The 12668-nt window shown below is 45.9% G+C and carries 11 protein-coding genes, 2 tRNA genes and 1 pseudogene (1 of these 14 only partly in view); 5 read left to right on the top strand and 9 right to left on the bottom strand.

Translation table 11 applies throughout. The annotated features are described in order from the left end of the window. Both GT348_RS00910 and GT348_RS00905 read left to right on the top strand, forming a co-directional pair. On the top strand, positions 1-807 hold the 3' portion of the coding sequence (locus tag GT348_RS00910) for a GMC family oxidoreductase (protein WP_160618138.1). It extends 786 nt beyond the left edge of the window; the window shows 807 of its 1593 coding nt (coding positions 787-1593); its start codon lies beyond the left edge, outside the window; its stop codon occupies positions 805-807. A gap of 1 nt (position 808) precedes the next feature. Beyond that, positions 809-2134: a c-type cytochrome gene (locus GT348_RS00905; protein ID WP_160618137.1), complete on the top strand. Its 1326-nt coding sequence runs from the start codon at positions 809-811 to the stop codon at positions 2132-2134. 166 nt (positions 2135-2300) lie between these two features. On the opposite strand, the gene atpC is transcribed toward GT348_RS00905, so the two are convergent. The 6 genes from atpC to GT348_RS00875 form a co-directional block, all read right to left on the bottom strand. After that, positions 2301-2726 (bottom strand): ATP synthase F1 subunit epsilon, encoded by a 426-nt coding sequence (gene atpC, locus GT348_RS00900; RefSeq protein WP_160618136.1) that lies wholly within the window; start codon positions 2724-2726, stop codon positions 2301-2303. A gap of 4 nt (positions 2727-2730) precedes the next feature. Then, positions 2731-4194, bottom strand: a complete 1464-nt coding sequence (gene atpD, locus GT348_RS00895; RefSeq protein ID WP_160618135.1) for a F0F1 ATP synthase subunit beta — start codon at positions 4192-4194, stop codon at positions 2731-2733. 23 nt (positions 4195-4217) lie between these two features. Next, a complete protein-coding gene (locus tag GT348_RS00890) occupies positions 4218-5108 on the bottom strand; it encodes a F0F1 ATP synthase subunit gamma (RefSeq protein WP_160618134.1) in 891 nt (296 codons plus the stop codon). 11 nt (positions 5109-5119) lie between these two features. Next, positions 5120-6658 (bottom strand): F0F1 ATP synthase subunit alpha, encoded by a 1539-nt coding sequence (gene atpA, locus GT348_RS00885; protein WP_160618133.1) that lies wholly within the window; start codon positions 6656-6658, stop codon positions 5120-5122. Further along, complete coding sequence (atpH, locus tag GT348_RS00880; protein WP_160618132.1) at positions 6658-7236, bottom strand: ATP synthase F1 subunit delta; 579 nt, start codon at positions 7234-7236, stop codon at positions 6658-6660. The genes atpA and atpH overlap by 1 nt, the downstream gene beginning before the upstream one ends. A gap of 330 nt (positions 7237-7566) precedes the next feature. Then, a tRNA-Gly gene (locus GT348_RS00875) sits at positions 7567-7640 on the bottom strand. A gap of 187 nt (positions 7641-7827) precedes the next feature. Between GT348_RS00875 and GT348_RS00870 the strand changes: the two genes are divergently transcribed. From GT348_RS00870 to nusG, 3 genes are all read left to right on the top strand, one after another. Further along, positions 7828-7904: transfer RNA gene (locus GT348_RS00870), tRNA-Trp, on the top strand. Positions 7905-8003: 99 nt separating this feature from the next. Then, the gene (gene secE / locus GT348_RS00865) at positions 8004-8219 is read left to right on the top strand and encodes a preprotein translocase subunit SecE (protein ID WP_160618131.1); all 216 of its coding nucleotides are present in this window, start codon (positions 8004-8006) and stop codon (positions 8217-8219) included. Positions 8220-8228: 9 nt separating this feature from the next. Further along, positions 8229-8759, top strand: a complete 531-nt coding sequence (nusG, locus tag GT348_RS00860) for a transcription termination/antitermination protein NusG (protein WP_160618130.1) — start codon at positions 8229-8231, stop codon at positions 8757-8759. Between the two features lie 79 nt (positions 8760-8838). On the opposite strand, the pseudogene GT348_RS00855 reads toward nusG, so the two are convergent. The 3 genes and pseudogenes from GT348_RS00855 to GT348_RS00840 form a co-directional block, all read right to left on the bottom strand. Beyond that, a pseudogene (locus GT348_RS00855) lies at positions 8839-9302 on the bottom strand (PqiC family protein). Positions 9303-9478: 176 nt separating this feature from the next. After that, positions 9479-11146: a PqiB family protein gene (locus GT348_RS00845; RefSeq protein WP_160618127.1), complete on the bottom strand. Its 1668-nt coding sequence runs from the start codon at positions 11144-11146 to the stop codon at positions 9479-9481. Then, positions 11143-12624 (bottom strand): paraquat-inducible protein A, encoded by a 1482-nt coding sequence (locus tag GT348_RS00840; protein ID WP_160618126.1) that lies wholly within the window; start codon positions 12622-12624, stop codon positions 11143-11145. The genes GT348_RS00845 and GT348_RS00840 overlap by 4 nt, the downstream gene beginning before the upstream one ends. Positions 12625-12668: the final 44 nt, after the last annotated feature.

The following is a 12668-nucleotide window of genomic DNA, read 5'->3' as shown; positions in this document are numbered from 1 at the left end:
GCTGTTCATTGCCGGTCTTCAGATAACTCTGAACATCGTCTCACTGCGCGTTATTTCATGATTGCAGCAAACGGCCTTGAAACGCCAAAGCTACTTTTAATGTCTGATGTAGCAAATTCTTCAGACCAAGTAGGCCGTAACCTGATGGACCACACGGGTATGGGGCTGCAATTCCTGGCAGATGAACCTCTATGGCCTGGAAGAGGGCCTGTGCAGCAGGGTTGTATATTTAACATGCGTGACGGAGCGTTCCGTAGTGAGCATTCTGCTATTAAACACGCTTTAACCAACACTGTGCCTAATCGCGCCATTACAGAACATCTTCTCAAAAAGAATATTGTTGGGCCTGAATTAGATAAGCAGATTCGTCATATGGCTGCTCGCTGGGTTGATGTTTCGACAGTCTTTGAAATACTGCCTCACCCTGAGAATCGTGTTCAACCCTCTACGACTCACAAAACCTCGAACGGAATTCCTACGCTAAAAGTTCACTATAATCCTGATGAATATATGAGATTAGGAAGTCTGAAAGCGAAAGAAGACTTTGCGAAGTTCGTTAAGATTATGAACGGCACGGTTATTGAGGATAATACAGGCTGGCAGAATCGTGATCACATCATGGGAACAGTGATTATGGGTGATAATCCACGTGATTCGGTTGTGGATAAAGACTGCCGCACCTGGGACCACAGTAATTTGTTCCTGGCAACGACAGGTGTCTTCTCTAGCTCAAGCGTAGTTAACCCTACACTCACGGGCGTGGCTATGGCTTTGCGCTCTGCTGATATCATCGCTCGAGAGGTTTAATGTGAGCTTTCTTTTTTCCCGTTATACCTTATGTGCCGTAGGGACGGCACTTAGCTCTCTCTTTTTCGCTAATTTAGCGCAAGCGGAGGGAGCTCCTACTGCTGCGGAACAAGATTTAATTAAACAGGGTGAATATATCGCAACGGCCTCCGATTGTAAGGCATGTCATACAGCTAGAGGCGGTAAACCCTATGCTGGCGGCCTTGTCATCGCTACCCCTGTTGGAAAAATTGTTTCCACAAACATTACGCCATCACAAAAATACGGTATCGGCTCATGGAGCGAAGCTCAATTTGCTAAAGCTGTAAGGAAAGGCATTTCTCCGACTTTAGGGCATCTTTATCCTGCAATGCCCTATACCTCTTACTCGGGTATTTCAAACAGCGATATCCACGCCTTATATGTATATTTTACAAAAGGCGTTAAAAGCGTAGATGAGGAACCAAAGAACAAGACCGCTCTACCATTCCCGTTCAATATCCGCGCTTCTATGATTGCATGGAACCTGTTATTTGCAGGGGGGCATCCAACACCTGATGAAGATGCTGCTGTGGGTGGTGCCCGAAGAGGGGAATACTTAGCTAAAACGTTAGCCCATTGTAGCACCTGCCATACACCACGTAATACCTTTATGGCTGAAAAATCTTCGGCCTATCTTGGTGGCAGTTACAATATCCAGGGGTGGGATGCGCCTAATATTACGTCTGATCCAATTAGTGGTATTGGCACCTGGTCTAACGACGAAATTGTGTCTTATCTCAGAAATGGTGCGGCTCATGGCAAAAGCCAGGCAGCTGGCCCCATGGCAGAGGCAGTCGAATTTAGCTTACGTCATCTGACAGATTCTGATCTTGAAGCCATTGCCGCTTACCTAAAAACCGTACCCCCGATTCGAAACCCAGAGCAAAAACACCCTGCCTTTAGCTATTCTGAAGCAAAAGCTGTTGATGCAAGCGAGTTGGACTACCCCATAGATCGCGCTCCCACAGCGATGGAGAATGGAACAAGTCTTGACGGACGCAGACTTTACTTAAATGCCTGTGCTACATGTCACCAAACACATGGTCAGGGAACTCAGGATCAATTCTATCCTTCCCTAACATCTAACAGTGCGGTAGGGGCAACGAGCCCTCGTAACTTGGCAATGGCAATTTTAAGGGGCGTAGACCGTCAAACAAACCAAGGTCATGTCGTCATGCCTGCTTTTGCTGATCAACTAACTGATGAGCAAATTGCGGCATTAACCAACTATGTCACTGAGCATTTTGGTAATCCAAAACTCAAAGTTACAGCAGGCGATATAAAAAAATATCGTTCCGGTAAATAGTTGTAAGTCCGATTACTGCAACGAACATTGTTGAGAGCGAACAAAATATAATATGTTTTTTTGGTTATCCTTATTTTTCATCGAAATAAGGATAACTCTTAAAAATACAAAAAAGGCGGTGAGACAAAACCTCACCGCCTTTTTTAATTACGCTATATATTAAAGCCTAATTAAAGCCGCCTTTTGCAAACTCTTCTCCGGCCTCGATTTCGGCACGAACAGACTGAATTTGTAAAGTGAGAGAATCGTTTTCATGATACTCTCCTGGTCCGACATGGCTCCATTGAGCTTCGAGCTGGTCAAGACGCTGCCGGGCATCGTCAGGAGATAAATCCTCAAGAGCCCGCACAGAGTCAGCTAAAATTGTGCAGCGGTCCGAAGTCATATCCACAAAGCCGCCACTAATGAAAAGACGTGCTACGACTTGATCATCTTTATAAAGCGTAACGATCCCGCCCCGAAGTTGCAGCATGACCGGTGAACGCCCAGGCATGGCTGCGATATTTCCCTCGGTGCCTGGAACAACGACCATATCAACATCTTGGTCAATATGGCGTTTTAGCGGGCTTACAATTTCGGCACGTAAGGTCATGGACTTAACCTTCCTGCTTCATCTTTTCTGCTTTTTCCACAGCCTCTTCGATAGGACCGACCATGTAAAAAGCGCCTTCAGGTAAGTGGTCATACTCACCAGAGACAAGTGCTTTAAAAGAACGAACTGTATCTTCTAAAGAAATGAGTTTACCAGGTGCGCCGGTAAAGACCTCTGCAACATGGAAAGGCTGAGAAAGGAAACGCTGGATGCGGCGTGCACGCCCAACAATAAGTTTATCTTCCTCTGACAGTTCATCCATACCAAGAATGGCAATAATATCTTGCAACTCTTTATATGTTTGCAAAATATTCTGGACTGAACGGGCAACTTCATAATGCTCTTCACCAACAATTTTTGGATCAAGAGAGCGTGAAGTTGAATCCAAGGGATCCACAGCAGGATAAATACCCATTTCAGCAATAGAGCGGTTGAGAACCGTTGTTGCATCCAAGTGAGCAAATGTTGCTGCAGGTGCTGGGTCTGTCAAGTCGTCGGCAGGGACATACACAGCCTGAACGGAAGTAATAGACCCTTTATTCGTTGAGGTAATACGCTCCTGAAGTGACCCCATCTCTGTGGCCAATGTAGGCTGATAACCCACAGCAGAAGGAATACGTCCCAGTAGGGCTGAAACTTCAGAACCAGCCTGTGTGAAGCGGAAGATGTTATCAACAAAGAAAAGAACATCCTGCCCTTCAACATCACGGAAATACTCCGCAACAGAAAGTCCGGTCAAAGCAACGCGAGAACGCGCCCCAGGAGGCTCATTCATCTGGCCATAAATCAGCGCAACCTTGGAACCCTCGGTGCTGCCATCTTCGCCGATTTTAATAACGCCTGCATCCTGCATTTCATAATACAGGTCATTACCCTCACGAGTACGCTCACCAACACCAGCAAAAACTGAAACACCGCCGTGAGCTTTAGCAATGTTATTGATAAGCTCTTGAATGATAACGGTTTTACCAACGCCAGCACCACCAAAGAGGCCGATTTTACCACCTTTTAGGTAAGGGCAAAGCAAGTCGACAACTTTAATACCCGTAACCAGGATTTCAGTAGCAGCAGCCTGCTCTTCAAAGCTCGGAGCCGGGCGATGAATTGGAAAGTAAGTATCAGTTTTAACAGGACCGCGGTCATCTACTGGTTCCCCAACAACGTTGAGAATACGACCAAGTGTGGCAGGTCCTACCGGAACTGTAATTTGGGCTCCCGTGTCGCGCACTTCATCACCGCGAACGAGGCCATCTGTGCTGTCCATAGCAATACAGCGAACCTGGCGTTCACCAATTTCCTGTGAAACTTCCAGGACAAGCGTACGATCGCCAACTTTAACGTGTAGTGCGTTTAGAATATGAGGAATTTTGCCCTCAAACTGCACATCCACTACTGGGCCTTTAACTTGAATGACCCGCCCGGTTGCAGTCTCCGCTGGGTCAGCAGAACGGTTGAGTGTCTCAGACATCCGATTTCGTCTCCTGCGTGATCTTAGACGGCTTCTGCGCCGGAAATAATTTCGATCAGCTCGTTAGTGATATTTGCTTGGCGTGTTCTATTATATTTTAACGACAAGCGGTCAATGGCTTTACTGGCGTTACGGCTTGCATTATCCATCGCCGTCATACGCGCTCCCTGCTCTCCTGCTGCACTTTCAAGCATAGCTGAGTATAGCTGTACTTCAAGATTACGCGGCAAAAGTCGGGTCAAAAGTGTCTCTTCATCAGGTTCAAACTCATAAGGTGCAGAACCTTCTCCCGCAGACAAATTATCATTATCACTTACAGGGAGTGGAATAAGACTGATTTTTTCAGGACTTTGTGTCATAGCATTGACAAATCGATTACGGAACAAAGTACAGCAATCAATTTTGCCTGCCTCTAAAAGCGCAACAATTTTCTTTGCTATTGAGGCCGCATAATCATAGGATATGCCTGTGCCGTCGCTGCTTTTTAGGGTCTCTAAAACAGCGCCAGGATAATAGCGAGAAATGACATCAGCACCTTTTCTGCCAACTGGCAGGAAACGTACTGTCTTGCCTTGCTTAATCAGTTCATCTGCTTCTCGGCGTACAACACGAACCATATTCGCATTAAAACCACCAGCAAGCCCACGATCAGATGTTAACACAACAAAGAGATGTGTCTTGTCACGACCATTACCAACAAGAAGCGGAGGAAGAGACGCACTTTCCAGGCTCGTGAGGGCCGAAGCAAGTTCGGTCATCATTTTTCGCATCGTTTCGGCATAAGGCCTCGAGGCCTCTGCCTGAAGTTGGGCGCGCCTCAATTTAGAGGCTGCGACCATTTTCATAGCGCTTGTAATCTTGCGCGTCGATTTGACGCCCGCAATTCTTCCGCGCAATTCTTTCAACGAAGGCATGATTTATTTCCTCACGCCGTTAAAAAGCGTTTACTGAAAGCCCCCAGCACAGCTTTAAGTTTTTCTTCGATCTCAGATGTTAGCTGACGTTGGGTACGAATTGCCTCTAACAAATCTTTCTGACCGTGACGGAACTCTGAAAGCAGAGCTGCTTCATAAGCAACAACTTTGTTGACTGGAATTGCATCAACATAGCCGCGCATACCAGCAAAAAGAACAACAACCTGCTCTTCAACAGCTAAGGGGTGACCTTCTGGCTGCTTTAAAAGCTCAACCAAACGAGCACCACGCTCAAGTTGCTTACGTGTTGCAGGGTCAAGGTCAGATGCGAACTGTGCAAAGGCAGCCATTTCACGGTACTGGGCTAGTTCAAGTTTAACTTTACCAGCAACCTGCTTCATCGCTTTAATTTGAGCGGCCGATCCAACACGAGACACCGACCCACCGACATTAACAGCAGGGCGAATACCCTTGTTAAACAAGTCAGTCTCAAGGAAGATTTGCCCGTCTGTGATAGAAATCACATTTGTTGGAATGTAAGCAGCTGTATCACCAGCCTGTGTTTCAATGACGGGAAGAGCTGTTAATGAGCCACCGCCACATTCATCAGACATTTTGGCAGCACGCTCCAAAAGCCGAGAATGTAGGTAGAACACGTCTCCAGGGAAAGCCTCACGTCCAGGAGGACGACGCAAAAGCAGAGACATTTGACGATAAGCTACAGCCTGCTTTGACAGATCGTCATAGCATACGAGAGCATGCATGCCATTATCACGGAAATATTCGCCCATTGAGCTTGCGACATATGGGGCGATATATTGCATTGGAGCCGCATCAGACGCTGTCGCAGCAACAACAATTGAATAGCTCATTGCCCCTGTTTCGGTCAGGGTGCGCACGAGGTTTGCAACTGTTGAGCGTTTTTGACCTACAGCAACGTAAATGCAGTAAAGAGATGCTTTCTCATCACCACGATCATTGACTGATTTTTGAGCGATGATGGTGTCAACTAAAAGACTTGTTTTACCAGTCTGACGGTCACCAATAACCAGCTCACGCTGGCCACGTCCGATAGGAACGAGCGCATCAATTGCCTTGATACCTGTCTGCATCGGCTCGCTGACAGATTTACGCAGCATGATGCCAGGCGCTTTAACATCAGCCTTGCGATATTCGACATCGGTGAGAGGGCCACGGCCATCAATAGGGTTACCTAACCCGTCAACAACGCGCCCCAACAGGCCTTTACCAACAGGAACCTCGACCACTTTGCCGGTGCGAAGGACAGTGTCACCTTCACTGATTTCGTCGCCACTTCCAAAGACAACAACACCAACGTGATCAGCCTCCAGGTTAAGCGCCATTCCGCTCAGCCCGGTCGACTCAAATTTAACCATCTCGCCAGCCATAACATTTGTAAGGCCGTAGATACGGGCAATGCCATCACCAATAGACAAAACGGTGCCCGTTTCAGAAACAGCTTCTGGCTGGTCAAATGAAGCAATTTGCTGCTTAAGAATATCCGAAATTTCGGCGGGACGGATGTCCATCACGCGGCTCCCTTCATGGCGTGCTGCAAGCGGGCCAGACGCCCGGCGATCGATGTATCAAAAAGAACTGAACCAACGCGTACGACCATCCCACCAAGTAGCGATGGATCGTGGCGCTCGGTTATAGCTGTATTATCATAGCCAGCCTCTTTTAAGGTAGCTATGAGACGGTTACGTTGCTCGTCAGTCAATGACTGTGCCGTAGAAACTTCTACACTCACTTCACGACGTGCTTGTGCATCTAAAAGCAGGATCGCTTGAAGAATTTCTACAAGTTTGGAAAAGCGCCCATTTTGAATCACTGTTCCAATAAGACGACGAATATCGTCGCCCAAATTCAATGCCTTGCAAAGATTGGAAGCAAGTTCAGAGGCATTACGTGTGTCAAAGCGCGGGTCAGATAATAAAACCTGCAAATCGGCATTGTCATCAAATGCTTTTACGAGGAGATCAATGCGTTCAAGAACAGCTGATGCATCTGCACCTGCTGTTATGATCTCATAAAAGGCACGGGCATAACGTTGCGCGACTTCGCTTGGCGCTTTGTTCCGCTTTTGCTGTGCTACAGTCACGGGCATGTTCCGTCATAAAAGTTTTATTCACTCAAACCAGCATTATGCTGATCATTTCAGGCTAGCTTGGGTGAAGCTCTACACGAATGTAAAAAATAATCCAGACCAATCTATACCTTGTCCGGTTCCCTAGCATGTGAGGGAGGCAAAAAGCAACATAGGTTAAAGTGACAATTCCACAGAATTTACAACTTTAATTTACCCCAGTTAAGAAACTTCAGTTCTGTAGCTATATGCGAATCATTCCGCAAATAGCTGTGAAGAGTCCATGCTCTGGCAAATAAGCAAAGAAAACAAGCCTTTGTGACCTGATAAGTTATATTTTTTGGAAAATTATGGAGCGGGCGAAGGGAATCGAACCCTCGTCAGAAGCTTGGAAGGCTACTGCATTACCATTATGCTACGCCCGCTTAATTGGTTGCTTCCATAAACCAAAACCAAATGTTTTGGCAAGCACTTTTCCCTTCAAGAAATAAAAATAAACGTTTTTTCAAAGAATTAGCTTTAAGGGGCTTGACTTTATTCTCTATTCATTCTTTTTTTCGCCCATCGTCGTTTGGGGTTAGCCTTCGGGTGTATCTTCTACGATTCGATTAAAGGGGTGTAGCTCAATTGGCTAGAGTGCCGGTCTCCAAAACCGGAGGTTGCGGGTTCGAGACCCTCCACCCCTGCCACTTTCTCCCAAATTTTTGGGCGAAGTCCCCCGCTTTAGATTTATTTAGAATTCGAGGATTATGGTGTCGGTGAGTAATCCGAAAGGCGATTCCCGGAAAATGCCTCCGGCCCCCAGAGGTTCAAGTTTTAACCTAATCAAATATTTTGCGGATGTACGCGCTGAAGCGCGACGTGTTACGTGGCCCACACGCCGTAATACTATCGTCACGACAGGTGCAGTACTTGTTATGGTGGCGATCACCTGTATTTTCTTTTTCATTGTGGACCAAGTGATAGGTCTTGGTATCCGCGGACTTTTTGGTGTCGGAGGCTAAGAGCACTCAATGGCTAAACGTTGGTACGTTGTGCATGTCTATTCGGGGTTTGAAAAGAAAATCGCCGAGCACATACGCGAACAGGCAGCAAAAAAAGGGTTAGAAGACCATTTTGAAGAAGTGCTTGTTCCGTCAGAAGAAGTGACTGAAGTGCGCCGCGGCCGTAAAGTGAATGCCGAGCGCAAGTTCTTTCCTGGGTATGTTCTTATTAAAATGGAACTCACTGATCAGGCATGGCATCTTGTAAAAGATACACCCAAAGTGACAGGCTTTTTGGGCACGCGTAACAAGCCTACGCCCATTACCAATGCCGAAGCCAAGCGTATTTTACAGCAGGCACAAGAGGGCATTGAAAGTCCACGTTCAAGTCTTACTTTTGAAGTGGGCGAGCAAATCCGGGTTTCCGATGGTCCTTTCACGTCCTTCAATGGTAGTGTTGAGGAAGTCGATACGGAACATCAACGTCTAAAAGTCAGCGTTTCAATCTTTGGTCGTTCTACTCCTGTGGACCTTGACTATAACCAGGTTGAAAAACTGTAAGATTTTATAAAAAGACGCGTTTATTGACCCATCCCGCTTTTGCGAGATGGGTTTTTTTATGTGCTTTTTTATTAAAATTTCACTGCTGGAGTAAATTCACAGCCTGATCAGCAATAACTCCCACCCCTTCACTTAGGGCTGCAACTAAAGCTTGTGGGTCAGCTGATACTGGTTGAGGAGAAACCCAATGAAAAGGCAAACTTGTAGCACTATTTTGCGGTGAACGTTTTTGCTCAACCGAGATTACACCGTTAATCACGGCATAACCATTTTCGTCTTGTTCAAAATTTTGCACTGCAAGATCAACAAAGTCTGTAGGCTCAAGCGCTACAAACTGATTTTGTGCAAAAACTACACGGTTTGGCAGTCTCTGCGCTATATCTGAGACTAAAGTTTGTGTCAGCATATCCCCAATGGTTCACTCCATGAGGCTGCGTCAGCCAATTTTAGACGGTAACGCTCTCTTCCTTGCACAATTCTATCGCGGTCTAATCTCAACGGCACTGAGGCCGTGTGAACTTCGATACTACCCTTGGACGGCATTGAAAACTGGGTGGGAATTGAGCCAGAAATAGGTGCTAAACTATAAAAACGCGGCTCTACACTACTACAGCCGCTCAATAAGCCTATAGCCCCTAGCCCTGTCGAAAGAGACAAGAGACCTAACGCTGATTTGCGTAGCCTTGTCTTAAACAGGGTACGAAAAGAAGTTGTGATGGTCATTTCTTACGCCCCGTAATCAATGAAGAAGGATGATGATCTATATAATCGGCTGTCAAACGCAAAGAACGAGACATTTGCGATAAACGGGCAACCAATGTTTTAAGATTACGATGGAAATCTTCATCTCCTCCGTAATTTTTCAATAGACCTTGAGCCTGAGTTAAGGTTTTTTGCACATTGTCATTAAGAGCAGGTAGATCTTCATCCGCTTGATCAAGCAAATTATTAAGTGCCTGCAAGGACCCTCTTAAAGCAACCATAGAACGCGTTACTTCTGGGCTACGCACCCTTTTATCAGTATGGGCTAAGAGATTATTAATATTCTCTCCCATCTGTGTAAGCGGCATATTTGAAAGCTTGTCTGCAATGGAGGAAACAGATTGTATGATTCCATCCATACCACCTGGATCGCTTGGAAGAATGATAACGCCATCCTCTTCGACCCATTGGCCTGGTTTATTGTTACGAGAGAAGCTCAAAGTTACCATGGCCTCGCCCGTAAGGAAGCTTACATTCTGAATTGAAGCCCGCATCCCTCTTTTGACGAAATCACTAAGGACCTTGCGGCTATAATTTTCTTTACCAGTTTCTACAGAAACAACACGCTCAGGCTCTACTTCCATATCAACACGCACACGCGGGCCATGATGAGAATCTTCTAGCTGTAAGTGCACACCTGTTACGATTCCCACTTGCAGGCCAAACATTGTTACCTTGCTTCCCTCGGTCAAATTACCCACGGAAGTATCAACATACATGGCAAGGCGTAGTTTTTGATGATAACGGCTATTCTCAGCCTCGACCTTGCTTCCATATAAACGAAATACAGAGTTAGGTTCCGCTGATGTTGCAGCGCTATCGAAATGACCTATGGGCCGCCCGAAAGCAACGCCACCGGAAAAAAGTGTCTGAATGGACTGAAGATGTATTTTTAAACCACCTGCTCCAACACCTACTTGCAGACCTGAAACATTCCAAAATCGGCTGTCAGTTTTTAAATATTTATCATAGGGCTTACGAACAAAAACCTGCAATAAAATTGGCCCTACGCCACCGGGAGGCATAGTATATCCCAAAACCTCGCCTACAGGCAGATCACGAAAGAAAACTGGAGCCCCTGACCCGAGTGACTCTAAGGTAGGTGATACCAGCCAAAAACTTGAACCGGGCTGATCAGAGCGGAGCCCTGGAGGGGTTTCCAGCCCTTTAAAATGACTTTCAAAGGGGCCTCTGTTAGGACCTGGATCCAGGGCAATATACGCACCTGAAATGACTGTTTCTAAACCTGTAATGCTAGTGCCGTTAATACGTGGGCGTACGACCCAAAAACGTGTCTTAGGCGAAAGATAACGCGAACTTTCACCTTTCATCTGCACCGTAACATCAGCATGACTCATATCGGAGCTAAGGCTAACGCCCTGCACAACACCTAAGGTAACAGCCTTATTTTTAACCTGTGTTTGGCCCGGAACAATACCATCAGCTGTATCGAAAGAAATCGTAATGACAGGCCCCTGAGTGACAAAATGCCGCCATGCTAACGAAGCTGATACAATGATCGCTATAATAGGAATGACCCAAAGGACTGAAAAACGGGTGGGTCTGACTTTAGCTTTGGGATTTGTAGAAGATGAAATCTTATCTTCTGTGTTTGAATCACTCACGCGCTTTCAGACTCCATATCTTTTCTTTTTGTATAAGGGTGTGAATTATCAGCTTTTCTTCTGCTCTTCATTAAAGCACCATTATAACCTGCTGCATCCCATAAACCACGAGGATCATAAAGGTCGGCCGCAAAGATCGTCAAAACAACAACAAGAGCAAAAAACACGACACCAGGATCGGCCGTAACATGGGCCAGGAAAGAGAACCTGACAATGGCCACTAAAATTGAGATCATAAAGACATCAATCATCGACCAACGCCCTATAAAACATACAAAACGATAAAGTTTTGTTAGGCCGTTTAAATGCCAGGCTTTTTTACGTGTTTCACAATATAGCATTATTGCCAGGGCGCCTATTTTTGCCACCGGAATCGTTATGCTGGCAAAAAGAACCAGAAGCGCCAAGGAATATAATCCTGACTCCCACAACTCCTTCACACCACTCAGAATTGTATTTGGTTGCCCCTGTCCTACTCTTACATAAGTCATAATAGGCAGCATGTTAGCTGGTATATAAAAAATAAATGCAGCTACTAAAAAACACAGAGAGGCTTCGATACTTTTATATTTTCTTCTGCGCAAAATTTCGCCACAGCGCATGCAGTTTCCCATGTCATCTTCTGGCAAAACAGTTTTTTCTGCCAGAAAAACGGTGTGGCAGCATGTACATGAGACCATATTATCGCTTTGCAGCAATAACGCGTCAGAAGTTACATTTTCTGAAGAGTCGCCATCTTCCTTACAGAGGATCTGATCTTCTTGAGGGACGGGGAAACGCTTCCAGAAGGATTTACTATTAAATGCAGAATCCATTGCTGCCATAGAAACCATTAATCCACCGAGCAGAAAAGCCCCGGGCTGTAAGATCACCACTGCTAAATCGACAAGCTTCGAATAGGCAACAATAAGACCAATGACGTAAACTTCGATCATTGACCAAGGGCGAAGCCGTTCATACCAGGCAAACACATGTCTTATCCAATGGGGCGCTTTATGCGAGTGCCACATTCCATAAAGGATAAGCATCATAAGTGTCAGAACAATTGCAGGCATTAGGACAGAAGCAGACAGTACTAAAATACTTATGAGACTAAAGCCCTGATTGATAAGCTCCTTTGGTCCACTCAATAAACTAACTGTATTTTCTCGCCCATAAATATCAATGGTCATAAGCGGGCTAACCAGAAGAGCCAGATAAAGTGCTATTGATGTTATACAAAAAGCCAAAGGTGCCATAATTGGCGATGTGAGCCGCTCACGGTCCAGTTGCTCCCCGCAACGCGTGCATTCCGCTACCTGGCCAGGCTTTAGATGAGGCACTTTTTGAATAAGGCCGCAGCCATGACATTCTTTTAGCCCCTCTAAGGCCAAAAGTTTAAGCTTGGGACCTGTATCACGACGATGACCGACCTTTCTAAAAAGAAAAGCTGCCTTGTGGTTCCACAAGCCTTTATAGAAGCGATCTTTACCAAACATCTTTCTTCCTTGCGACAGAGCTAGCCGCACTGCAAGCTTTTCCT

Origin of the sequence: Aristophania vespae (assembly GCF_009906835.1) — a bacterium.
GTDB lineage: Bacteria > Pseudomonadota > Alphaproteobacteria > Acetobacterales > Acetobacteraceae > Aristophania > Aristophania vespae.
Note: the sequence above shows the minus strand (reverse complement) of the source record. Positions and strands in the feature narration are given on the sequence as shown.